General features: G+C 35.6%; 16 protein-coding genes and 4 pseudogenes. 13 read left to right on the plus strand and 7 right to left on the minus strand.

The genetic code is table 11. The annotated features are described in order from the left end of the window. Positions 1 to 123 precede the first annotated feature (123 nt). Entirely contained in the window at positions 124 to 1,650 is a 1,527-nt protein-coding gene (locus tag CWATDRAFT_RS01185) for an IS5-like element ISCwa2 family transposase (protein WP_007303257.1), read from the plus strand. On the opposite strand, the gene CWATDRAFT_RS01190 is transcribed toward CWATDRAFT_RS01185, so the two are convergent. After that, positions 1,636 to 1,983 (minus strand): hypothetical protein, encoded by a 348-nt coding sequence (locus CWATDRAFT_RS01190; RefSeq protein ID WP_007303258.1) that lies wholly within the window; start codon positions 1,981 to 1,983, stop codon positions 1,636 to 1,638. The two genes, CWATDRAFT_RS01185 and CWATDRAFT_RS01190, sit on opposite strands and share 15 nt — an antisense overlap. An 84-nt stretch (positions 1,984 to 2,067) precedes the next feature. Further along, positions 2,068 to 2,463, minus strand: a complete 396-nt coding sequence (locus tag CWATDRAFT_RS01195) for a hypothetical protein (RefSeq protein ID WP_007303072.1) — start codon at positions 2,461 to 2,463, stop codon at positions 2,068 to 2,070. A 79-nt stretch (positions 2,464 to 2,542) separates the two neighbouring features. On the opposite strand from CWATDRAFT_RS01195, the pseudogene CWATDRAFT_RS39170 reads away from it, so the two are divergent. Next, a pseudogene (locus tag CWATDRAFT_RS39170) lies at positions 2,543 to 3,982 on the plus strand (NF041680 family putative transposase). A 127-nt stretch (positions 3,983 to 4,109) separates the two neighbouring features. On the opposite strand, the pseudogene CWATDRAFT_RS01205 reads toward CWATDRAFT_RS39170, so the two are convergent. Both CWATDRAFT_RS01205 and cobN read right to left on the minus strand, forming a co-directional pair. Then, positions 4,110 to 4,529, minus strand: a pseudogene (locus CWATDRAFT_RS01205) (Uma2 family endonuclease); the annotation flags it as partial. A 405-nt stretch (positions 4,530 to 4,934) separates the two neighbouring features. Continuing rightward, a complete protein-coding gene (gene cobN, locus CWATDRAFT_RS01210) occupies positions 4,935 to 8,690 on the minus strand; it encodes a cobaltochelatase subunit CobN (RefSeq protein WP_007303262.1) in 3,756 nt (1,251 codons plus the stop codon). 107 nt (positions 8,691 to 8,797) lie between these two features. Here cobN and CWATDRAFT_RS01215 point away from each other — a divergent pair, with 107 nt between their 5' ends. The 9 genes and pseudogenes from CWATDRAFT_RS01215 to groL all read left to right on the plus strand — a co-directional run bounded on the left by CWATDRAFT_RS01215 (position 8,798) and on the right by groL (position 18,287). Then, complete coding sequence (locus CWATDRAFT_RS01215; RefSeq protein ID WP_007303263.1) at positions 8,798 to 11,074, plus strand: hybrid sensor histidine kinase/response regulator; 2,277 nt, start codon at positions 8,798 to 8,800, stop codon at positions 11,072 to 11,074. Between the two features lie 98 nt (positions 11,075 to 11,172). Continuing rightward, on the plus strand, positions 11,173 to 11,841 hold the full coding sequence (locus CWATDRAFT_RS01220) for an N-acetylmannosamine-6-phosphate 2-epimerase (RefSeq protein ID WP_007303264.1): 669 nt from the start codon (positions 11,173 to 11,175) through the stop codon (positions 11,839 to 11,841). A gap of 10 nt (positions 11,842 to 11,851) precedes the next feature. After that, complete coding sequence (locus tag CWATDRAFT_RS01225) at positions 11,852 to 12,460, plus strand: RDD family protein (protein ID WP_007303265.1); 609 nt, start codon at positions 11,852 to 11,854, stop codon at positions 12,458 to 12,460. A gap of 130 nt (positions 12,461 to 12,590) precedes the next feature. Beyond that, positions 12,591 to 13,481 (plus strand): gamma-carotene 1'-hydroxylase CruF, encoded by an 891-nt coding sequence (gene cruF, locus CWATDRAFT_RS01230; RefSeq protein ID WP_007303266.1) that lies wholly within the window; start codon positions 12,591 to 12,593, stop codon positions 13,479 to 13,481. A gap of 20 nt (positions 13,482 to 13,501) precedes the next feature. Continuing rightward, entirely contained in the window at positions 13,502 to 14,713 is a 1,212-nt protein-coding gene (gene cruG / locus CWATDRAFT_RS01235; protein WP_007303267.1) for a 2'-O-glycosyltransferase CruG, read from the plus strand. Continuing rightward, positions 14,706 to 15,320, plus strand: a complete 615-nt coding sequence (locus CWATDRAFT_RS01240; RefSeq protein ID WP_042711067.1) for a HindVP family restriction endonuclease — start codon at positions 14,706 to 14,708, stop codon at positions 15,318 to 15,320. Before cruG ends, CWATDRAFT_RS01240 begins: the two co-directional genes overlap by 8 nt. Before the next feature lie 251 nt (positions 15,321 to 15,571). Continuing rightward, positions 15,572 to 15,709, plus strand: a pseudogene (locus CWATDRAFT_RS41585) (DNA cytosine methyltransferase); the annotation flags it as partial. Between the two features lie 140 nt (positions 15,710 to 15,849). Beyond that, on the plus strand, positions 15,850 to 16,026 hold the full coding sequence (locus CWATDRAFT_RS32225) for a hypothetical protein (RefSeq protein ID WP_157134023.1): 177 nt from the start codon (positions 15,850 to 15,852) through the stop codon (positions 16,024 to 16,026). A 572-nt stretch (positions 16,027 to 16,598) separates the two neighbouring features. Beyond that, complete coding sequence (groL, locus tag CWATDRAFT_RS01245) at positions 16,599 to 18,287, plus strand: chaperonin GroEL (RefSeq protein WP_007303269.1); 1,689 nt, start codon at positions 16,599 to 16,601, stop codon at positions 18,285 to 18,287. Between the two features lie 369 nt (positions 18,288 to 18,656). Here groL and CWATDRAFT_RS01250 read toward each other — a convergent pair whose 3' ends face one another. After that, the gene (locus tag CWATDRAFT_RS01250; RefSeq protein WP_007303270.1) at positions 18,657 to 20,282 is read right to left on the minus strand and encodes an IS1634-like element ISCwa1 family transposase; all 1,626 of its coding nucleotides are present in this window, start codon (positions 20,280 to 20,282) and stop codon (positions 18,657 to 18,659) included. A 263-nt stretch (positions 20,283 to 20,545) separates the two neighbouring features. Between CWATDRAFT_RS01250 and CWATDRAFT_RS01255 the strand changes: the two genes are divergently transcribed. Then, positions 20,546 to 21,187 (plus strand): transposase, encoded by a 642-nt coding sequence (locus CWATDRAFT_RS01255; RefSeq protein WP_007303151.1) that lies wholly within the window; start codon positions 20,546 to 20,548, stop codon positions 21,185 to 21,187. Here CWATDRAFT_RS01255 and CWATDRAFT_RS01260 read toward each other — a convergent pair. Next, on the minus strand, positions 21,171 to 21,467 hold the full coding sequence (locus tag CWATDRAFT_RS01260) for a hypothetical protein (RefSeq protein ID WP_007303271.1): 297 nt from the start codon (positions 21,465 to 21,467) through the stop codon (positions 21,171 to 21,173). The two genes, CWATDRAFT_RS01255 and CWATDRAFT_RS01260, sit on opposite strands and share 17 nt — an antisense overlap. Before the next feature lie 433 nt (positions 21,468 to 21,900). On the opposite strand from CWATDRAFT_RS01260, the pseudogene CWATDRAFT_RS35355 reads away from it, so the two are divergent. Further along, positions 21,901 to 23,426: pseudogene (locus tag CWATDRAFT_RS35355) on the plus strand (IS5-like element ISCwa2 family transposase). Positions 23,427 to 23,443: 17 nt separating this feature from the next. Here CWATDRAFT_RS35355 and CWATDRAFT_RS01275 read toward each other — a convergent pair. Next, on the minus strand, positions 23,444 to 23,812 hold the full coding sequence (locus CWATDRAFT_RS01275; protein ID WP_007303273.1) for a hypothetical protein: 369 nt from the start codon (positions 23,810 to 23,812) through the stop codon (positions 23,444 to 23,446). Between the last annotated feature and the right edge of the window lie 358 nt (positions 23,813 to 24,170).

The raw sequence follows: 24,170 nt of genomic DNA on the forward strand, positions 1-24,170 counted from the left end.
AAAAGCAAAACCCTATTCTTTAAAAGGTTACACCCATATTCGCGATCGCAAAAAAGATCAGCTTTGTCGGCTACAAACCGCTATAATTGGTAGAAACACCTCCCAGTTGTTGGTCAAGAACAAATGTATCGAAAAGAGGAGCAACCTTTACCGCCCCCAGAAAAATTTGAATTACCTTTCGAGGGCAAATTGTCCCCCAATAATCGTTGGGTAATCATGGCAGAGTTGATACCTTGGGATGATTTTGAGGAAGAATATGCTAAACTTCTTTCAGCAGAAAAAGGTGCGCCAGCCAAACTATTTAGAATGGCATTAGGGACATTAATTATTAAGGAAAAATTAGGAACAAGTGATAGAGAAACTATAGAACAGATTAGAGAAAATCCCTATCTACAATACTTTATAGGTTTAAATTGTTATCAACAAGAGCCACCACTGGAATCTTCAATGCTAGTTCATTTTAGGAAAAGAATTGATGGAGAATTGATAAACAAAATCAATAAAAAAATAGTAAAAAGAGAAATAGACAAGAGTGATAAAGAAGTAAAAAAAAAGGATTGTCTCCAAGAAAAAGGAGAAAAAATAAAAAATAAAGGTAAACTAATTTTAGATGCGACTTGTGCGCCAGCAGACATCAAATACCCAACGGATTTAGGCATATTAAATCAAGCCAGAATTGAGACAGAAAGAATAATAGATAATCTTTATAAACCATTAAGAGTAAAATTGAGAAAAAAGCCGAGAACTTCTAGAATAATTGCTAGAAAGGAATACTTAAAAGTAGCTAAAAAACGAAAAGTATCTTATCAAGAAAGAAGAAAAGCTATCGGGAAACAGTTAAAATACCTTAAGAAAAATTTAGGAAATATAGAAGACTTAATTCAAGCTGGGGCTTCCCTGGAAAATCTGAGTAAAAGACAGAAAAATTGTCTAGAGACTATCAAAAAAGTTTATGAACAACAACAGTCAATGTGGGAGAATAAGACCCAGAGTGTTCCTCAAAGAATTGTAAGTTTAACTCAACCGCATATTCGTCCAATAGTGAGGGGAAAAGTAGGAAAACCAATAGAGTTTGGAGCTAAACTCTCAGTAAGCTGTGTAGATAACTATGTGTTTCTAGACAAAATAAGTTGGGAAAACTTCAATGAATCTTGTCATTTAAAAGAACAAGTAGAAAAGTATAAAGAAACGTTTGGCTATTATCCCGAATCCGTCCATGTAGATAAAATTTATCGAACTAGGGAAAACAGAAATTGGTGTAAGGAAAGAGGGATAAGAATCAGTGGTCCGAAGTTAGGAAGACCTCCGAAAAATGTCAGTGAAGAAGAAAAGAAACAAGCCCACTCCGATGAATGCTTCCGTAATGCTATTGAGGGAAAGTTTGGACAAGCTAAACGAAGATTTAGCCTAAATCTCGTGATGACAAAACTCCCTGAAACCTCCATTACATCTATTGCTATTACATTTTTATTTGTCAATCTTTCTAAACTTCTGAGGCAGTTTTTGTCGCTTTTTTTGTCCTTATTTACTAATAATAGAACAGGGGAACTCATCAAACCGCCTTTCATTAATTTTGATTATACTTTAAACAATTTTTATGTACTAAAACTTATTGATTTGTCAGAAAATTCTTGGTCAAAAGTGGCATAAATTTTGGAGAAACTTTTTCAGCAAACCCCAAATAGCTTGACGGCGTTTTTTCGGATCTTTTTCTTGCAATTCGTCAAGCAATGTTTCAACTTCATCTCCACTGGGAATACGGGTTGTTTTTTGAATGGCAACAACATCTTCTGAATCTGGTGTTTCCAACGTTACTTCTGGATCCATTTGCGATTCAATTTGATTGTTATCATATGAAAACAATGGAGTTTTAGGTTCTGGTTTGTTGTTATGATCCTCATAATTTTCATCAAAGTTGGTGCTTGTTGTTGTATTGGACTTTGGATAAAAAACAATTGTTAGCGTAAATTTTACGCTAAACATATCTCCAGAGCTAAAATAGATAATTAAGGTGATTTTAAAAACTCTCTTTCCATCTTTTTAGGGGATTTTAAATATTAAATAGCTTCATTCAGTTTCGGTTCCAATATAGATATCTAAGTAGCTTTCAGTTAGAGATTGAATGACTCGTTCTAATTCATCAATGAGATTTCTTCTAGTGAGTTTTTCTACAGCATCAATATGAGCAGAACTTCCGGCTCGTCCTAAATATTTATATTTGGTTTTTTTCTCATTATTAGTGGCCATAGGAAAAATTGATTCAGCAGCCTGTAGTTTATAATACCAGTAGATTGTTCCCTTTCCATTAACCTGATAACGAATAATATGACAATTAGCTGGTGCTACTTCCCCTTCCCGTTCAATTTTCTTTATTTTCTGTTTAAGAGAGCGAATTAGACTCTTAATTTGTTTGGCTCTCAGGTGGACATCTTGACTGGTCTTAAGTTCGGAATGTGATGACATTAGCCTTAACTGTAACAAACAACCTCTTTTGATGTTAGCGTATATATTCCGCTAATTTATAAGGTAATAAATTTTAAAAATGACCAAAAATGAAACGGCTACGTCTGTCGAGGAATTCCTGGTGTGGAGGTCTAACCTCTTCCAAGGACTAAAAGCTAGAAAAGAAACTATTATAGAATTACTCGATGCCCTCTCCAGTAACCAACAAGCTCACTCAGTCGTTGAATTGTCTCTCAATCCTTTATTTAGAAGAGATTATAACAGTTTATATAGAGGAATTCAAGAGTTTTTACCCACTCAAACTGACCCTAATTATGAACAGAGAATTGAGACTTTATTTTCAGCGGTATCGAGAACAATTCCTCCCACTTCAAAACATTATAACTTATTTGGTATTGACACAACTCCCTGTCCACGACCGTTTGCCGAAACGTTAGCGGATAAAACCTTTATTCATTACCCCAATCCAATTAAGGGAAATAAACCCATTAATATTGGACATTGTTATTCCGTTATCTGCGCTTTACCTGACCAAATAGACACAGAAAAAGTCCCTTGGGCTGTCCCCTTATCAGGAGAGCGAGTCCCCTCTAAACATAAAGGAGTAAATTAAGGCAATCAACAACTAAAAAAAATCTGGCAAAGTTCTTTATTTTCTGATAAATTATCTGTCTTAGTGGCTGATAGTGACTACAGCCAAAAGGATTTTATTGGGGAACAAGTTAAGCATGAAGACGTAGTTACTATTACAAGAGTTAGAAGTGACCGAGTTTTTTATCGTCAATTTATTCGGGACCCAAATCAAGCCAAAACTTCGGGACATCCCCGTTGGTATGGGGATAAATTTGACCTTAAAGATGACCAAACTTGGACTGAACCTGATGAAGTTCATCATGTTCCCTTTACAACGAAAAAAGGTCGTCAATTAACAGTGACTATTTCGGGATGGAAACAGATGTTAATGAGAGGAACTAAAAACTATAAAATGAACAATCACCCCTTTACTTTACTCCAGATTGTTGTCAGAGCTCAAGAAAGAAATAGTATTTGGAAACCTATGTGGCTTATTGTTATTGGTTCTCGGCGCGATGAGTTAAGTTTAGTTGATTGTTATCAGTGTTATCGACAACGTTATGACATGGAACATCTTTTTCGATTTGGTAAACAAAGATTATTGATGACATCTTATTTAACTCCCGATGTACATCATGAAGAAAATTGGTTTAAACTAACACTTCTTTCTTCTGTAAATTTGTGGGCTGCCAGAAAATTAGCTGTGGTTTTACCCCGTGATTGGGAACAGTATTTGAAGACTAATAAATCCATCAAAATCACCCCTAGTCTAGTTCAAAGAGACTTTTCAAGAATAATTACGACCTTGGGGACTTTCGCCAAATTTCCCAAACGTCGAGGTTTTTCTTCCGGACGTATTAAAGGTTACAAAAAAGCCCCACGAACTCGTCATGATGTTATCAAGAAAGGGAGCAAAAAATCAACTGAAAACTTAAAAGCTCCTTAGTTTTCCTCAGAATCTATAGATTAGCCCTATTTGTCAGCCAATTTTATTGACTGATACAGAGCCGATATTTTGGGATTTTAGTTCAGCGTAAAATATACGCTAACAAACTTTTTTTGTCCAAAGTCCAATGAATAAGAACATACTCTTTTAAACTGGGACAAGTTTGATAATCACTGAATTTTTGACCTCTATCAAATGCTTCTGTTGATTTCGATAATACCTCTATTATCAAAAGAGGATAAAGAATAAAATCATCTGTATTATTAATCTCCCTTTCATCACAAACAACTGCAATATCTGGATAATAATAACAATTTGCTTCTTCCAATCTAACCTTAATATCTGAATTTAAAACAAGACAAGGACTATTTTCTAAATGATTACCGAGAATCATAGTCAAATTACTTGCTAAAACAATATGAGACTTTTTTGCCCCTACCATTGCATAAACTTGTCCCTTTCGGTATTCATGTTTGATAGGACTAACTCTTTCTCCCTCTAAATATGTTTCTGGAGATATATAAAAAAATTGATTATTTGTTATCATAATTGATGTATTAGTTTCTACCCCTGCATAAGTCCCCATCTGAGTTAATTATACTCTATATTTATTATGTCTATGTCGAGACAAGAGCAATTAAAGATCCTTGGATAATTGTAGGGTGTATTAGCGTAGCGTAATACACCAAAAAACCTAATATTACTGCGTTACGGCCTAAAAAAATGGTAGCTTATTCCAATTACAAACAACTCCAGTAAACCTAATACAGACTAATGGATTGTTTTTACTAAAATGGTGGGTTACGACGGATTATTATCTTCTTATTATTACCTAAATTATAGCCGTCTAACCCACCCTACATTCTGAAAGATTCTTTTTTCTCCGAACTCCGAACTCCGAACTCCGAACTCCGAACTCCGAACTCCGAACTCCGAACTCCGAACTCCGAACTCATTTCTCTTCAATTTTCCCCTCTGCATCATGCACAATACTCCTTAAATTATCCAGGGTATTACTATCAACATCTTGCCATAAACCTCTTTGATTTGCTTCTAATAATCTTTCCGCCATATCTCGCAACGCCCAAGGATTTTTTTCTTGAATAAATTGTTGCACCGTTTCATCAAATAAATAAGCTTCTGCTACTCCTTGATACATAAAATCCTCCACACAGTTTGCTGTTGCATCATAAGCAAATAAATAATCAACCGTTGCTGACATCTCAAACGCCCCTTTATAACCATGTCTCATCACCCCTTTAATCCATTTTGGGTTAATTACCCTGGAACGATATACCCTAGCAATCTCTTCTTTTAATCGTCTAACCTTGGGATGAGCAGCAATAGCATTATCTCCAAAATAAGTCTCAGGATTTTTACCCGTTAACGCTCTCACAGCGACGGTTAAACCACCTTGAAACTGATAATAGTCATCGGAATCTAAAAGATCATGTTCTCGATTATCTTGGTTATGTAAGACAATTTGTAACTGTTTTAAACGTCTCTCAAATACTTCAGGAACTCCACGACCAACTCCATTTTGATCATAAGCGTAACAACTCCAATTAATGTAAGCATTTGCCAAATCTTGCTCATTTTGCCAATTTTGTGCCTCAATTAATCCCTGTAAACCAGCACCATAAGCACCAGGTTTTGAGCCAAAAATTCGATAACCAGATTTCAATTTTGCTTGTTCTTCCGTTAACCCCTGTTGCTGCCAAAATGCCTTTTCTTCCTCCACCTTTGCTGCTAAGGGATTAATACTTTTTGATTCTTCCAAGCTTGACACATCTTTGATAACTTTGTACAATAACTGTAGTAAGTTAGGGAAACTATCTCTAAAAAATCCCGATACCCGTACCGTTACATCCACACGGGGTCGCCCTAACACCGATGGTTTAAGTATTTCATAATCTACCACCCGACGAGATAACCCATCCCAGATCGGCTGTACTCCTAATAAAGCCAATACCTGGGCAATATCATCACCTCCGGTGCGCATAGTAGAAGTCCCCCAGATGGAAATAGCGAGGGTTTGGGGGTATTCTCCGTTATCTTGAGTATAACGCTCAATGAGGGTTTCTGCTGCTTTTCTACCCACATCCCAAGCGGTTTGGGTGGGTATAGCGCGGATATCCACAGAATAAAAGTTGCGTCCGGTGGGTAGAACTTCTGGCCTACCTCTGGTGGGTGCGCCAGATGCACCGCTAGGGACATATTTTCCGTTTAAACCTCTCAATAAGTTAGTGATTTCTTGGGGGGTTTCATAGAGGTTTGGCAGTAAAAAAGTTTTGCTCCAGTTTAGTTCTTTTTGGGTACAAGGTAAATGATTAAACTGTTCAATGTTATCACTATTAATAAGGTTTTCTACTAGGGTTTGAGCGTAAGTTTCTAAGACTTCAATAACATCCCCAATAATACGACACTGTTTTAAATTAAAACAAATTTCTTCAGGTATTATTTTAGATGAGTTTGCATAAGAGAATGATTCCTCTAAGTTAGCAGTTAAGGGATTAACATCTAAGTTAAAATCTGTTGCTAGTGCTGTAATTAAACCCATTCTATCTAAACTAGGATAACGAGTAATAGAGATAACTAAATCTCTTAACTGTGTATCTTTGGGACAACTTCCTAGAATATGTAAACCGTCCCTTATTTGTGCTTCTTTTAGTTCACATAAATAACCGTCAGCAATAGTTAGAAATTGAGACAAACTATCATTATTTATGCTATTTATTCCTAAGTCTTGATTGAGATTGGTTTCTGTAACTAAACTGGTGATGCGATCGCCGATTATTTTTAGTCGTTTGGGGTCTAAAGTTTGTGCTTCGTAATATTCATCTATCAATGTTTCTAACTGTTCTAAATTACCGTATAATTCTGCACGGGTTAAAGGAGGTGTTAAATGGTCTAAAATCACCGCATGGGAACGACGTTTTGCCTGGGAACCTTCCCCTGGATCATTAACAATAAAAGGATAAAAATTAGGAATAGTTGCTAAGGTTATTTCTGGATAACAAGTTGATGACAAAGCCAAACTTTTACCTGGTAGCCATTCTAAGTTACCATGTTTACCAACATGGATAATAGCTGCTGCCTGAAAATGATGTTTTAACCAATAATAATAAGCTAGATAATGGGGGGTGGGTTCTAAGTCTGGTGCATGGTAATTTAAACTAGGGTCAAAATCATAACCTCTAGAGGGTTGAATACCAATAAAAATATTACCTAATTGAATACCAGAAATAGGATAAGAGGTAACATTATTAACTTCAGGAATATCACCCCAACGCTGTGTAATCTCTTGTTGAGTTTCTAGGGGTAAGGTTTGAAAATATTGTTCATATTCTGAACAAGAAATAGATTGATTAACGGGACGTAACTCTTTACTTTCGGGATCATTGGTAATACCTTGGGTTAATCTTTGTATTAGTTCATTTCCTGTTCTTGGTATATCTTTAATACTGTAACCTTCCTCTTGTAATGCTTGTAAAATATTGATACAACTTGCAGGAGTATCTAAACCAACACCATTAGCTATTCTGCCATCTTTATTAGGATAATTAGCTAAAATCAGAGCAATTTTTCTTTCTTTAACTGGAGTATGATTAAGCTTAATAAAATTAGCAGCTAACTCGCTAACAAAATTAAGTCTATCTTCTACAGATTCATAAACAATGACATCGGTTTCTAACTGCTCATTCCAGGTTTTTACTGACTTAAAAGAAACAGCACGAGTGATTATTTTACCGTCAACTTCCGGTAAAGCAATATTCATGGCTACATCTCTAGGATTTAATCCTTGAAAGCTATCCAACCACTGTTCTTTTGTGCCACTACTAAAGATAACTTGTAAGATAGGGATATCTAATATTTGCCATAAATGACTACAAGAATTATCATCTATTTTACCCAAAGAGAAACTGGTTGTATTCAAGATTAACGGGATAGGATGATCCGATAGAGACTGACAATAATCAATCAATTTATTTTGAACATCCAGATCCCGTAAAGAAGAGATAAAAAGAGGAATAGGATTAATTTGTTTCTCAAATAAACTTTTACATAAAGCATCAATAGGTTGTAAATTTCCGGCTAAATAATGGGAACGATAAAAGAGAATAACAATATTAGCAAAATCAGTCTTATTTTCGAGATTGTTCTTATATACACCAAAATCAGGAACAATAGTCGGTTCAACAGGATTATAATTAGTTTGCCAACAAAGATCCGAAATAAATTTTAAACCATTTAACCAATTTTCTTGACCACCTTGAGTTAAATAACGCCATAATTTATGACTGTGTGAAAAAGTAACAGTAGAATGACTCATTAACGTTTCATCTAAATTGTCATCCCCAGGTAAAATAAAGAGTGTAACCTCATTTAACTCAGCAACTTCTTTGATAACTTCCAACCCGTAAGGCCAATAAGATCGACCCCCCAATAATCGTAAAATAATAACTTTAGACTGGGATAAAACTTCTTCAGCATAAGTATCAATACTTAATTGCTGTTGTAATTGGAGAATATTTGTAGCACGTATTGCAGGAAAATGATCCGGCAAAAAAGGCAAACAAGTAGCTAAACTTTGAATATCTGTATCTGCTGAGCTTAAAAAGATGATTGGGGCCGAGTTTTGTTCGATAAAGATAACTCCCTCTTGCTCAGCACTCCAACCTCCAGGTGTAGCAGCTATACGGTGCATTACAACTCCTTAACATTTAAAGAAAATCAATTTTCAGGATAGGATAGGAAAACGGAGAGATTCTATTCAAGGATTATGTCTCTTTTCCTCTAGCCTTGTCCAATGTGATGAATCCTGTTTCAAAGTCTATTTTACGTCGAACTTTACCTATAAGTATATTCGAGAAACTTTGTTCTCTTTGGCGAGAGCTAATGGAGATAGAAGGTTCTTCGGCAATATTACTCAATGATTCCATAATATACCCAGAAATAACAGATATTTCTGAAATTTTAGGGGCAAAAAAATTCTATCTGCTGCTATCTTCCCAATTATGTGCCTTATTGCAAGGTACACTTAACGATTCTTCCCTATCTTATCAGGTTATTATTACTTGCGATCCCCAAGCGATCGCAGAGTTTACCCACAAGTTAGAGCAGCACCTCGATAATAGCTCTCCTTGGCGTAAGCGATTGATTCCCTACATAGAACCCCATTTACCCCAATCAAACCCCCTAGAAACCCATTTTAACAGCCGTCTGTGGAATATTTTAGTACCTGAGTTCTCGGAAACTTCAGACGTGATGTACGAGGGACTGAGAACTTGTGAACCAGTAGAAGAAGCATTGCGTCAACAAGTTGCTCAAGAAAGGTTATTAAATCAATTAATTGGTCAAATTCATCAAAGTTTAGAATTATCAGTTATTTTAGAAACAGCCGTCAGGGAATTACGCAGTTTTTTAGAGGTTGATCGTCTATTTATCTATAAATTTAGAGAAAAATATCTCTCAACATCTGAGTCAGAGAAAATACAAAATCTAGGTGGTTTAGTAACCTACGAATCAAGGGTTTCTCAAAGTATTCCTTCTTTATTAAATGTTGTCGCCGAAGACGTTTGTTTTGCTACTATACCCGAATATCAACATAAATATCGTCAAGGGGAAATTGTTGCTATTGAAGATGTAGAAAGACAATATTCAGCATCCTTATGTTTAAGTCAATTTTTAGAAAAATATTGGATACTCTCAAAATTAATTGCTCCTATTATAGTCGAGGGTGAATTATGGGGACTATTAATTGCTCATCAATGTTTCAAAAAAAGACAATGGTTAGAGAGTGAAAAAGCCTTTTTAGGACAGATAGGAGAACATTTAGCTGTTGCTATTTATCAAGCACAATTATATGCTCAAGTACAAGAACAAAAAAATACTTTTGAACAGCGAGTGATTGAAAGCACCCAAGCACTGCGAGATACCTTAATTGCTTCCCAAGCAGCAAATCATTCTAAAAGCGAATTTTTGGGTAATATGAGTCATGAACTACGCACTCCTTTAACTTGTATTATTGGTTTATCTGGAACCCTATTACATTGGTCACAGGAAGGCTTAAACTTGCCCGTAGATAAACAAAGGAAATATCTAGATACCATTCAAAATAGTGGCAAGCATTTGCTAGATATGATCAATGAAATTCTAGAATATTCTAACTTACAATCCGGTAAGTATGTATTATCTGTTCGATATTTTTCCTTGACAAAAGTAGCTAAAAATGTTATGCAAAGAGTCAGTGATGAATCAGAACATCGTCGCATTAATTTGGAACTAGATTTACAAATAGAACCCCAGAAAGATAGCTTTTCTGCTGACCCGGAAAGGGTACAACAAATACTTTATCATCTACTCAATAATGCTTTAAAATTCACATCAAAAAATGGAAAAGTTACCTTAAGAGTTTGGTTAGAAAAAAATCAACTTTGCCTGGAAGTAGAAGACACGGGAATTGGTATAGAAGAAGAAAAAATACCCTTATTATTTGAGTCATTTCAACAACTAGAAAACTCTCGTAGACGAGTTTATGGTGGCACAGGATTAGGGTTAGCATTAACTAAACAATTAGTAGAACTTCATGGAGGAACTATTGAAGTAGAATCTATCATTAATAAGGGTTCTACTTTTACTGTCAGAATTCCTAGTCAACCCCAAAATAAAGCAAAATTAGTCAGTCAATCAGAAAAAAATCAAGCTTTATTTACAAAAAATAAGACCATAGTTCTAGTAGAAAGCAATGAAGAGATTGCTACCTTAATTGGGGAATTATTAACAGCAGCAAATTATCATTTTATTTGGTTAATGGATGGAACAAAAGTTATTAAAAAGATTGAACTACTTGAACCATCAGCAGTTATCTTAGATAAAGAACTATCGAAGATTATTGAAATTAACGATTCCTTGAAACAATACCCAGAAACTAAAGACACAAAAGTTTTAATATTAAGAAATGAAATTACTTCAAAGGAATGGACAGAAATTTCTAAAATGGGCATAGATGACTATTTAATTAAACCCATTCAACCGAATCTTTTATTAAAGCGAGTTAATGCTTTAATTTTTAACAATAATGAATCGTAAATTAAGTAAACAGTTATCAGTTATCAGTTACCAGTTATCAGTTATCAGTTATCAGTTATCAGTTACCAGTTATCAGTTAAAGAGTTAAATTTTGTCTTATGCTCATTCCAGAATCTAGTTTAATTGTCTCTTGTCAAGCACCAGTTGATTCTCCATTATTTGAGCCAAAAATGATTGCTGCTATGGCTAAAGCTTCTATTAATCAAGGGGCAAAAGGAATCAGAATTAATACCCCCGATCATGTTAAAGAAGTGAGAAAAGAATTACCCAATACTCCTATTATTGGACTGTGGAAACAAGATTATTCAGGGTATGATATTTATATAACACCCTGTTATCAAGATGCAGTGGCGATCGCAGAAGCAGGGGCAGATATTATTGCCATCGATGGCACTCTAAGACAACGTCCCGGAGGAGAAAAATTAGCCGATTTAATTGACAATATTCACCAAAAATTAGGAAAATTAGTAATGGCTGATGTTGATACCATAGAAAGTGCTATAGCCTCAGCGAAAGCAGGGGCTGATTTTGTGGGAACTACCCTTTATGGGTATACCAAAGAAACAGAAAACTTTAACCCTCCAGGATTTTCCCTATTAGAAGAAATGAGTCAAAAATTAAAGGTTCCTATTATTGCAGAAGGGGGAATATCTACCCCAGAAAATGCCAAAAAAGCCCTAGAATATGGTGCTTATTCCGTTGTGGTAGGAACCGCAATTACAGGAATTGATTTAAAAGTAAAAGCTTTTCAAGCAATGTTTAAATAAGCAAAAGATTATGGATTCTAATCAATTACCACCCAGTTATCGACGGTTTCCCAAAGTTCCTGTAGATCGCCGTGCCTATGCTTTTTTACTCGACTTTGTAACAGTATTGTTTCTGAGTTCTTTTTTTAAAGGATTGGTTAAAGACCTAGTTTTCCTGGTGATTTGGTTAATTTTACGGGTAATTGTTGTAGAAAAAAATAAAGGTCAAAGTTTAGGAAGTTGGTCTTTTGATATTAAAGTTATTGATCTTAGATTTCTACGAGTTCCTGGGTTAAAAGAACTAACCAAACGAGAAGCCATTTTAGGATTTGCTGCTATGTTAGCAATGGTGGGATTAAACATTAATTTTAAGAATGGTCTATCCATGTTAATCTTTATCACTCCCCTAATTATTGATTGTGGGCTGGCTATCGGGGATGAAGAATATAATCAAGCCTTTCATGATAAAATTAGCAACACCATTGTTATTCAGACTAAGCGTGGGTTTTCCTTAGATTTGCGCCTCAAGAAACTCTGGAAAATTATCAAAGAAAAAATACAAAGTCGTCAAAAGCAACAACCAAGGTATCGGGATGATTATTACTACGACGATTACGACGACTACGATGATCAATATTGAATCAGTTACCAGTTAGCAGTTACCAATATACAAACTCCGAACCCCGAACTCCGGACTCCGAAAAAATATTATATTTTTTTCATAAAGTTTTGTAAACTAGAGTTTAACACATAGACATTGATAGAAACTCATGACAACCCTTACCCGCGTTGAACGCAGTCTTGTGATCGGCCATATTTTATCGATGGCCTTTGGTTTAGCAGGATTATTGTTAGTATTGCCCCATCCCGATTTTATTGCTAGTTTACCGCCCATCGGCAAAACTGCCTTTGCTTGGTCTATGGCTGGCGGTGGCGTAATGTATATGTTGTTAGGAATGTCGGCAGTTGCCGTCTATGCTTATCGTACCTTGGGGGTATGGCATTCGTTGGGCTTTATGTTACCGGCCTTAGCAATTTCCTTAACCAGTGAATTACTAGGAACCAGTACAGGGTTTCCCTTTGGTCACTATCGCTATTTAACAGGGTTAGGCTACAAAATTGCTGGCTTAGTTCCCTTTACCATCCCCTTATCTTGGTTTTATTTAGGATTTAGTGCTTATTTAATTGCCCGTGCAGGATTAAATAATAAAATTTCTCAGAATTGGCTGAAAATGGTTGCTTCAATCACTTTGGGTGCCATCTTCTTAACTGCTTGGGATTTTGTCTTAGATCCAGCCATGAGTCAAACAACCTTGCCCTTTTGGGTTTGGGAACAACCCGGGGCGTTTTTTGGAATGCCTTATCAAAACTTTGCTGGATGGTTCGGCACAGGTGCCGTATTTATGACCGTTGCTACCTTAATTTGGAAGGTTAAACCCTTTAATTTTCCTCAAAGCAACTTAGGAGTACCTTTAGCTATCTATGTCAGTAATTTTGCCTTTGCTATGATCATGAGTTTAGCGGCCGGCATCTATATCCCTGTTTTATTAGGGTTAATCGTCGGTTTACTTCCCGTGTTGGTGTTGTATCGTTTAGCTGATAGCCAAACAGATGCTAATATCTCCGAAAATCTCGTCAAGGTGTCATTCAATAATGGATAATTGACAAGGAATCATGGATCATGGAGTCTTCTATTTTGTTGAATGATACGGTTATCGCTGTTATTTCTCTGTCTGTGTTACTGTTTCAAGGAACAGCAACCCTTATTTTGTTGTCCCGTCTGCTCAAAGGGGCGATCCGTCGCCCACCCCTAAAACCTCAATCAGCCGACCCTGAAATGTTGGGTAAAGTGAGTGTGGTGGTTCCCACCCTCAACGAAGCAGAACGCATTACACCCTGTTTAGAGGGGTTAGGACAACAAACTTATGAAGTACGAGAAATTATTGTTGTTGACAGTAATTCTCAAGATGGAACTCAAGAACTGGTGAAAAACGCAGGACTAAGCGATCCTCGTTTTCGCCTGATCACCGATGATCCTTTACCTTCGGGATGGGTTGGCCGCCCTTGGGCTTTACATAATGGCTTTTTATATAGTTCTCCTCGTAGTGAGTGGGTATTGGGCATCGATGCCGATACCCAACCCCAACGGGGGTTAGTAGCTAGTTTAGTTAGGGCGGCGGAGGAAGAGGGTTATGACATGGTATCGTTGTCCCCTCAGTTTATCCTCAGAGATGCTGGGGAATGGTGGTTACAACCGGCTTTATTGATAACCTTATTGTATCGTTTTGATTCGGCTGGGGTGAGAAACCAAAAACCAGAGAGAGTGATGGCTAATGGTCAATGTTTTCTCTCCCGTCGTTCTGTTTTAGAAGCATTGGATGGTTATAGCTGCGCTTCTGGTTCTTTTTGTGATGACGTTACTCTAGCCCGTGAAGCTGCGAAACAGGGCTTTAAGGTGGGATTTTTGGATGGGAAGAACTTAATTCGGGTGAGAATGTACGAAGGTGTCCAAGAAACCTGGAAAGAATGGGGGCGATCGCTGGATCTTAAAGATGCTGCTTCCACTTCTCAAGTTTGGGGTGATTTCACTTTATTATTATTGACTCAAGCTTTACCTTTATTATTGTTAATTGTTTTAGCTAGTTTGTGGTTGGTTGGGGAGCATTTTCTCCTTTTACAACTGGCGATCGCCTTAAATATTCTCTTAGTTATTATTCGTTTTGCCTTATTATTTGCTGTTTTTCCTTCCTATTACAAAGATAAGTCTTTATTAGTTAGATCATTATTATTTTGGTTATCTCCTTTGGCCGATCCTCTAGCAGTGTTGAGAATCTTTTTATCCTCTTTACAAACCCCGAAACAATGGCGAGGAAGAAGTTATGGTAATGAGTGACAATTATCAACCTAGATTATTTGGGATTAATCAATCGAATCGAGACTTTACAAAAAAATCAAGTTGGGGTAAAAATCAATTTAATAGTTCTTTCCCAGCAGCATTAGCTTGTTATATGAGTTGTAAAAATTTACAACCAGTTTATTTAAAACTTAATCATGATTTAACAGTTAATCATGGCAAAATTGATGTATCTTCTTTATTTGGTTTACATTATGATAATTGCTTAGATATATTTATGTGGAGTAATTTAGCTTTTACTCGTTTATTTATAGATGCAGCAAAATCTGAATTAAATTCAGATAAAATAACTCGTCATAAAATGTGTGTTGTCTGGTTAGCAAAAATGTTGTATGACTTTGCTAATACCAGTAAAATTAATCATACAGCTACTATAGATGAGATATCTTTAAACACAAAAAATGATAAAGCGTTTGCCTTAAGTGGTTCTAAAACTCATCAATATATGAAATCACCAGAATTAACCAAACCAAGAATTAAACAAGAAGAAATTAATAATATAATTTTAGGAGGCGGAGAAAAATTATTGAGTCCAGAAAGAAGATTTGATGCAATTATTCTTAACACACCTAATCTATTCGATTGAAATAGATTTAAAATATATAGAGTATCTGAAAAAAAGAAAGCGTTTTTTTTGATTGGTGTTCATCAAGGAAAAGATAATGAACTTATTCCATACTTAGAAAAAAAATTATCTAAAAAATCCATGACAGTTAGGGACTATATGGGAATAAACTGGGAATAGAGTATTATTATCGACATCCTAGAAGTTATAAAAGAAGAGGGATTTTCAGTATTGATGAACCCAGTCCAACCATACGAGGTGTTAATAGACCGATTCCTAAAACCTATCAAAAACATCCTGGTGATGTTGTTCCCTTATCGTCCAATGTTCGTCCTTTAACTACTCAGGAAAGAAGTTATATTCAAACGTTCCCTGATAACTTTATTTGGGAAGGTTCAAAAACAAATTTAGAGCAAATGATTGGTAATGCAGTTCCTGTTAAACTAGCTGAATATGTAGCTAATGCTATCCTTGATTATGTTTCTACTTCAAACATTATTAAAGTTCAACAGCTAAGCTTACCTATATTCTAAAATTGAGGATTAAGAAAATGAGCAATAAAAAATGGTTTATTTTAATGATAGTAGCTGTTTTAGGTTCATGTAATGGTTCATGGTTTGCAAGAGGATTGTATGATGAATTAATGTTTTATAAAGGGTATGTTCATCTAATCAACGGAACTAAAGAGCAAAAAAACATTGAGCTAATTTTCCCATCAGGAGAATAAAGAAAGGCAAACATCCATCCTGGTAAGTCGAGGACTTTTTTTGTTTTAAATACAGGTGAAGGTTCCATAACCGTTAACTTGGACGGTCAAGAGATTGATAAAGTTGGATATGTGGTAGTTCCTAACTCTCCCATAGCCATTGTAGCCATGGAGGATAGAGCAATCTTCTCGATCATATCGATTCAAAGATAAGCTTCAGAACACAGATTTTCTAGATATCTCCACAAATCACTAATTTTTACTGAATTAAATTTGACGGCTGAACAGATTTTTCAGGCTGAAAAATGAGGATTAATGAAAAAATGACTCAAACCCCCATTCTCTGCTTAAAACAATCATAACTCCTAACTCCTAACTCCTAACTCACCTTTCTAGATATCCTCACCTAAATTACCTAAACTTCCACACCTTACCCCTATCCCTTAAGAAAAACTTTCCCATTCTTTGACCTAAACCCTTAGCACTCGTAGCATAAGAGTGCTAAATTAACATAAGTGGGAAAAAGGCAACCCTGGTCTGAATCATTGCCAGAAGTCCCATCATGAAGGCGTTATAGGAGTAACTAGACAAATATGGCAAAAATTGTCTCATTTAGTGATGAATCCAGACGCGCATTAGAACAAGGGGTTAACGCCCTCGCTGATGCCGTCAAAATTACCCTTGGTCCCAAAGGCCGCAACGTATTGTTAGAGAAGAAATTTGGCGCACCCCAAATTGTTAACGACGGAATCACCGTTGCTAAAGAAATTGAATTAGAAGATCCCCTCGAAAATACAGGGGCAAGATTAATCCAAGAAATCGCCTCTAAAACCAAAGAAGTGGCTGGAGATGGAACTACTACTGCCACAGTTATTGGTCAAGCTTTGATCAAAGAAGGACTCAAAAACGTCATTGCCGGGGCTAACCCTGTGGCCTTACGTCGTGGTATGGAAAAAACCATGGCTTATTTAGTCCAGGAAATCGAAAATATTGCTAAACCTGTAGAAGGGGCAGCGATCGCCCAAGTTGCCACCGTTTCTTCTGGTAACGACCAAGAAGTGGGTGACATGATCTCCTTGGCCATGGATAAAGTCACCAAAGACGGCGTTATCACCGTAGAAGAATCTAAGTCTCTTAATACCGAGTTAGAGGTAGTTGAAGGGATGCAGATCGATCGCGGTTATATCTCTCCTTATTTCATCACCGATCAAGAACGGCAACAAGTGGAATTTGAAGATGCCTTAATCTTGATCACCGATAAAAAAATTAGTGCGATCGCCGATTTGGTCCCCATTTTAGAAAACGTTGCCCGTGCAGGTAAACCTCTATTAATCGTCTCCGAAGACATAGAAGGGGAAGCCCTAGCCACTCTGGTAGTCAATAAAGCCAGAGGTGTCTTAAATGTGGCTGCGATTAAAGCCCCTGCTTTCGGACTGAGACGTAAAGCTATCTTACAAGATATTGCCATTCTCACCGGAGGTAGCCTGATCTCAGAAGATGTGGGCTTAAGTCTGGAGACAGTGGACTTGGATATGTTGGGACAAGCTACCAAGATCAATATTTCCAAAGATAACACCACCATCGTTGCTAACACCGATGATAGGGTAAAAGCAGCAGTGGACAAACGTATTGACCAACTACGTAGAGAACTGGCCGCTACTGATTCCAGTTACGATACAGAACAACTACAAAAACGCATCGCTAAGTTAGCCGGTGGGGTAGCTGTTATTAAGGTAGGGGCTGCCACAGAAACGGAATTAAAGGATCGTAAACTACGGATCGAAGATGCCCTCAACGCTACTAAGGCAGCCGTAGATGAGGGTATCGTCCCTGGAGGTGGTACTACCTTAATTCACTTAGCTTCTAAGGTGGCTGAGTATAAAGATAGCCTCACCAATGCTGAAGAAAAAGTGGCTGCTGATCTCGTAGCCAAGGCATTAGAAGCCCCCTTACGCCAGTTAGCAAATAATGCTGGTTTAGAGGGTTCTGTAATTGTTGAAAAAGTCAGAGAAAGCGACTTTAACATCGGTTACAACGCCATTACCGGTGAGGTTGAAGACATGATTTCTGCCGGTATTATTGACCCTGCTAAGGTGGTTCGTTCCGCTTTACAAAATGCTGCTTCTATTGCTGGTATGGTTTTAACCACAGAAGCTTTAGTGGTTGAAAAACCCGAACCAGAAGCCCCCGCAGCCCCTGATATGGGCGGCATGGGCGGCATGGGCGGCATGGGCGGCATGGGCGGCATGGGCGGCATGGGCGGCATGGGTATGGGCTTCTAAAAGCTTTTATCCCTCGTTCATTCACCATGAAACCTTGCAAGAGACGCTATAGTTAGCGTCTCTTTGCATTTTTTCTAAAAAGCTTTTGAGTTATAGCAGTACAAAAAAAGATTAGGAAATACTGTAACCCAGATTCCGCACTTCAAAATGTAGTATAAAAAAATACATAGTTTTAAAAAGTCCGAAAATCATACCTGGGCAAGAATATTTCTCTTTTCATTAAATTTTTAGGAAAAATAATCAAATTAAGAAGATTTATACTCATTGAAAACTTAGCAAGACTCAGCACAAACGAAGGAGAGTTTCCTCTTCTCATTTGATATCATTAGACTCTTATTCTTTTATTATTTTTGCTTTATCCAATTCAATTTATAGATAATATCTTTGACAAGATGCAGGTAATAAACTCAATATAAAACGCCTTTCTTCTGTTAAATTGACAATTTGTTTAACTCCGTTTAAAATCACATAATGAATACCTTGAAAACATTGAAATATCCACCTCAAAGTCGGACGCAATGTTACTTTCCCTACTTGATTATTTATTCCTTTTTTGACTCTTTTTAAACAATTTCTTAATTCTCTTTGCCCCAAGTTATAAATCAACAAACACAAAGACATTAAAAATAAAATTGTTTCTATTCTTTCTGGTTTTTCAACGAAGAAACTATCAGTAAAAAATAAGGGATCTTTCAAAAATCGAAATCCTCTTTCCGTAGATTGCTGGTTTTTATAAGTTATCAGAATTTCACTAGCTTCTAATTTATTTTCCTCTACTAAGTTAGTTGCTAAAATAAATTTTCCTGCTTCTTTAGTCTTTCTACTTATCTCTTCATCTTTTTTGATGATCAGACTAATCATTTTATAAATCTTTTCCTTTTTTTTCGAGTAAGTTTCAATCAGTTCAACTTCTTTTATTTCCAACAATTTCAATTTTTTATTAATAGCTTTTAATTTATATCGAGCAGCTTGAGGATGTTCAAATTCTTCAGATTGTATTTCTTTAAGAAATTTTTGGGATTTCTTCTCTTCTTGGGAAAGTTGTTTTTCTAGTTTTTCCAAATCACTTTTCTGTCTTTTTTCACTCAAGACTATTAACCAAGTTTGCTTGATTCCACCATAAGTAACAATTTCTTCTTTCCAGGTATAACTTTCTAAATTTAGGTCACTTCTTTTTTCTTTATCTTCATCTTTTACTTCTTCCACCTCTATATTTTGCACTAATTCTTTTGCTTTTTTTATGGTCATTGGAACTCTCGTTATCCATTTTAAATGTTGGATTAGTTGGAGATTTTCTTGACCATATAAAGCACTATCACAAACCATGATACTATCAAACTTTATTTGCTTTTTGAATTCTACTAAAACTTTTCCAAATACAGCTTTATCAGATTCATTTCCATCTCCTACTCTCACAAATAATGGAATATCTCCATCTTGGCTTGTTATTAAATCCAAGACACATTGTTTTAAGTCTGGTCTATGATCCCGAGAATATCCTTTCTTAATAAAAATTGGTCTTTCTTTAATGATTTTTTCTTCTTCCTGTTTCTCTTTATCTTCTTCCCTTTTATATTCTCCATCTAAATGAAATGATGTGGAATCTAAATGGGAGTATTTAAGGTCTATTTTAAATTTTTTAATTACTTCTAAAACTACTTCAATAAAAATATCATTTAGTCCATATTTATATAATTCATCCATTACTCTCCCAATTTTATCATCATTAAGGTAATCAGTTTTAATTCTTTCTCCTAACAATTTCTCAATGGCTTTATCTTGAAAAAACTGACTGAATAAATATAGAGGTCTTGAAACAAATCCTAGTCCATTGATTAAAATAGACTTAACTACTGTACCTGCTGAGATTTTTTCTCTAACATCTATTCCTAATTTATTATTAATTATTTTGACTATTCCTATTTCATCAATTAAACCAGCTACTATCCCTAAATGGTCTAAATTTTTAACTTGTATTTCTTCTAAATAAGACATTTTTCGCTCTTTTTTTACAGAGGAAACAACTTAAGCAATTATCCCACTTTTTTGTCTTCAAGAGATTAAGAAATTATACTTAATTATTACCCCCAGGCTTGTAGTGTTTAATGCTACTTTTTGAAGTGCGGAATCTGGGTTAAAAAGAAGCGACATTACAACCACATCTCGTTCGTTACTGGTTAAATGCCAAAATTGATGATCCCTTAAAATTTAAAAAGCAAGTCAAATATATCTGTGAACTTCATCAAGAAGCTAAAACTTTGTTAGAACAAGGAATTCATTTAATTAGTACAGATGAAATGACAGGGATTCAAGCTCTTGAGAGATTATTTCCGAACAAAAGAATCAAGCCTAAACAAGTAGAAAAAATCGAATTTGAATATGAAAGACACGGAACTTTAAGCTTGATTGCGAACTGGGATGTGGCAAGAGGAAAAGTTGTTAGTCCCTCTATTGGACCGACAAGAACAGAACAAGATTTTTCTGAACATATCCAGAGAACGATTAAGATTGATGAAAAAGCAGAATGGATTTTTATTGTAGATCAACTCAACACTCATAAATCGGAAAGCTTAGTCAAATTAGTAGCAGAAAGCTGTGGAATTACTATTGATTTGGGGAGAAAAGGAAAGGAGGGGATTTTGCAATCTATGGACAGCAGAGCAGATTTTTTATCAGATGAATCTCATCGAATTCGCTTTGTTTATATTCCCAAACATACATCGTGGCTTAATCAAATTGAGTGTTGGTTTTCGATCTTAGTCAGGCGTTTACTCAAAAGAATTACTGTCCGTTCAACTGAAGAACTATCCCAAAAAATTCTCAATTTTATTGATTACTTTAATCAACATTTTGCTAAGCCGTTCGTTTGGAAATTTAAGGGCTTTAAAGATCATAAGTGACTGGTGGATTATTTTTGCTAAGCTGCACTAGTAGGCCACCAATAAAAGCTAGGGGTAATAAAACAAGAGGGTTGTTTGTATTTTGTTGGTCAAACCACTGTTGATAACGGTTTTCTACAATAGAAATTAATCTTTCAACAGGATGGCCAATAACTGTCCCTAAAGTGAGAACAAGAATTAAAGCAAGTAAACCTAATCCGAAATAAAGTAACCATTTTTTTGAGATTTTAGGACGGCCTAAATTCTTCTTTTTGGGTAATGATTTCTTTACTTGAGTCATGAAAATCTCTGTGTGACTGACAATAAGGGGGAGATGGGGAGACTGGGAGACTGGGAGATGGGGAGACTGGGTGATGGGGTGAGGAGATGACTGATAATTGATAATTTATAACTGATAACTGACTCAAAAACTTACTAATTAATAGCTTTATCCAACACCTTTTGATAGTCTTCAATATGGGGATTATTATGAAGAACTCGTCAATAAATGATAGAGAAAAGAGAAGTCTGAAGTAGAGAAAATCTCGACTAAAATCTCAGACTTCTACATTTGGCCACAATAAAATAAAATTAATTAGGGTTTGCTGAATAAAAGCAAAACCCTATTCTTTAAAAGGTTACACCCATATTCGCGATCGCAAAAAAGATCAGCTTTGTCGGCTACAAACCGCTATAATTGGTAGAAACACCTCCCAGTTGTTGGTCAAGAACAAATGTATCGAAAAGAGGAGCAACCTTTACCGCCCCCAGAAAAATTTGAATTACCTTTCGAGGGCAAATTGTCCCCCAATAATCGTTGGGTAATCATGGCAGAGTTGATACCTTGGGATGATTTTGAGGAAGAATATGCTAAACTTTTTTCAGCAGAAAAAGGTGCGCCAGCCAAACTATTTAGAATGGCATTAGGGACATTAATTATTAAGGAAAAATTAGGAACAAGTGATAGAGAAACTATAGAACAGATTAGAGAAAATCCCTATCTACAATACTTTATAGGTTTAAATTGTTATCAACAAGAGCCACCACTGGAATCTTCAATGCTAGTTCATTTTAGGAAAAGAATTGATGGAGAATTGATAAACAAAATCAATAAAAAAATAGTAAAAAGAGAAATAGACAAGAGTGATAAAGAAGTAAAAAAAAAGGATTGTCTCCAATAAAAAGGAGAAAAAATAAAAAATAAAGGTAAACTAATTTTAGATGCGACTTGTGCGCCAGCAGACATCAAATACCCAACGGATTTAGGCATATTAAATCAAGCCAGAATTGAGACAGAAAGAATAATAGATAATCTTTATAAACCATTAAGAGTAAAATTGAGAAAAAAGCCGAGAACTTCTAGAATAATTGCTAGAAAGGAATACTTAAAAGTAGCTAAAAACGAAAAGTATCTTATCAAGAAAGAAGAAAAGCTATCGGGAAACAGTTAAAATACCTTAAGAAAAATTTAGGAAATATAGAAGACTTAATTCAAGCTGGGGCTTCCCTGGAAAATCTGAGTAAAAGACAGAAAAATTGTCTAGAGACTATCAAAAAAGTTTATGAACAACAACAGTCAATGTGGGAGAATAAGACCCAGAGTGTTCCTCAAAGAATTGTAAGTTTAACTCAACCGCATATTCGTCCAATAGTGAGGGGAAAAGTAGGAAAACCAATAGAGTTTGGAGCTAAACTCTCAGTAAGCTGTGTAGATAACTATGTGTTTCTAGACAAAATAAGTTGGGAAAACTTCAATGAATCTTGTCATTTAAAAGAACAAGTAGAAAAGTATAAAGAAACGTTTGGCTATTATCCCGAATCCGTCCATGTAGATAAAATTTATCGAACTAGGGAAAACAGAAATTGGTGTAAGGAAAGAGGGATAAGAATCAGTGGTCCGAAGTTAGGAAGACCTCCGAAAAATGTCAGTGAAGAAGAAAAGAAACAAGCCCACTCCGATGAATGCTTCCGTAATGCTATTGAGGGAAAGTTTGGACAAGCTAAACGAAGATTTAGCCTAAATCTCGTGATGACAAAACTCCCTGAAACCTCCATTACATCCATTGCTATTACATTTTTAGTTGTCAATCTTTCTAAACTTCTGAGGCAGTTTTTGTCGCTTTTTTTGTCCTTATTTACTAATAATAGAACAGGGGAACTCATTAAACCGCCTTTCATTAATTTTGATTATACTTTAAACAATTTTTATGTACTAAAACTTATTGATTTGTCAGAAAATTCTTGGTCAAAAGTGGCATAAATTTTGGAGAAACTTTTTCAGCAAACCCTAATTACCCTCCTATTCTCTGCTTTGTCTCGTAACCATCGCCAAGAATCTAATAAATTTAAAGACGAAACTTGTTTATCTTTCCAGATAGGATACTTAGTATTAATTAACCATTTTCTAGCTTTTTGCCATTTATTTTCCCCTTGATAACCCTCCTCTCTTAGCTTGGGGAAAATACTCTTAGACCAACTGTCTCTGAAAATAACTTCAGGTGGTGATTTTAGCTTACCATTATCCGTTAATTCACGTTCTAAAACCTCTGCTAACTGTTTATTATTAAGGTCAGAATTATCAGATAATAACCGTTGAATAAAAGTTAATTCTATCTTAGAGGATAAAATTATGTGTGACCCAAACAAGACCTATTTATTTTCAAAAGTACCCAACTTAACCGTAATTAGTGTTAGTGCGTTCTCATTTATAACCCTTATTATCTTAACTGCTATAATCACCGATTTCATAGGGGTAATTGATATTAACCTGCAACCCGATGGAGCAAAAATTAAAATTGATACACGAAAATGATAGTCAGTCCACCTGCTACTATCTCTCTTTTGTTAAAGTTGAAAAACCCTTGTGATTTCTGAATTCTAGAATCCTTCCCGAATAATTAATAGTTAATAGTTCATAATTAAGGTTTGAGGTTCCTCCCCTTGAAAGCGCACCAAGCAGGGGTAATTATTAATTATTAATTGTTCATTGTTAATTGCTGAACCA

This window comes from Crocosphaera watsonii WH 8501 (assembly GCF_000167195.1).
In the GTDB taxonomy this organism is placed as follows: domain Bacteria; phylum Cyanobacteriota; class Cyanobacteriia; order Cyanobacteriales; family Microcystaceae; genus Crocosphaera; species Crocosphaera watsonii.

What these genes read in the sequence shown, in the direction of transcription:
- CWATDRAFT_RS01185 (WP_007303257.1), top strand. Translation starts at nt 124, where the DNA reads ATGTATCGAAAAGAGGAGCAACCTTTACCGCCCCCAGAAAAATTTGAA.
- CWATDRAFT_RS01190 (WP_007303258.1), bottom strand. Translation starts at nt 1,983, where the DNA reads ATGTTTAGCGTAAAATTTACGCTAACAATTGTTTTTTATCCAAAGTCC.
- CWATDRAFT_RS01195 (WP_007303072.1), bottom strand. Translation starts at nt 2,463, where the DNA reads ATGTCATCACATTCCGAACTTAAGACCAGTCAAGATGTCCACCTGAGA.
- cobN (WP_007303262.1), bottom strand. Translation starts at nt 8,690, where the DNA reads ATGCACCGTATAGCTGCTACACCTGGAGGTTGGAGTGCTGAGCAAGAG.
- CWATDRAFT_RS01215 (WP_007303263.1), top strand. Translation starts at nt 8,798, where the DNA reads ATGAATCCTGTTTCAAAGTCTATTTTACGTCGAACTTTACCTATAAGT.
- CWATDRAFT_RS01220 (WP_007303264.1), top strand. Translation starts at nt 11,173, where the DNA reads ATGCTCATTCCAGAATCTAGTTTAATTGTCTCTTGTCAAGCACCAGTT.
- CWATDRAFT_RS01225 (WP_007303265.1), top strand. Translation starts at nt 11,852, where the DNA reads ATGGATTCTAATCAATTACCACCCAGTTATCGACGGTTTCCCAAAGTT.
- cruF (WP_007303266.1), top strand. Translation starts at nt 12,591, where the DNA reads ATGACAACCCTTACCCGCGTTGAACGCAGTCTTGTGATCGGCCATATT.
- cruG (WP_007303267.1), top strand. Translation starts at nt 13,502, where the DNA reads ATGGAGTCTTCTATTTTGTTGAATGATACGGTTATCGCTGTTATTTCT.
- CWATDRAFT_RS01240 (WP_042711067.1), top strand. Translation starts at nt 14,706, where the DNA reads ATGAGTGACAATTATCAACCTAGATTATTTGGGATTAATCAATCGAAT.
- CWATDRAFT_RS32225 (WP_157134023.1), top strand. Translation starts at nt 15,850, where the DNA reads ATGAGCAATAAAAAATGGTTTATTTTAATGATAGTAGCTGTTTTAGGT.
- groL (WP_007303269.1), top strand. Translation starts at nt 16,599, where the DNA reads ATGGCAAAAATTGTCTCATTTAGTGATGAATCCAGACGCGCATTAGAA.
- CWATDRAFT_RS01250 (WP_007303270.1), bottom strand. Translation starts at nt 20,282, where the DNA reads ATGTCTTATTTAGAAGAAATACAAGTTAAAAATTTAGACCATTTAGGG.
- CWATDRAFT_RS01260 (WP_007303271.1), bottom strand. Translation starts at nt 21,467, where the DNA reads ATGACTCAAGTAAAGAAATCATTACCCAAAAAGAAGAATTTAGGCCGT.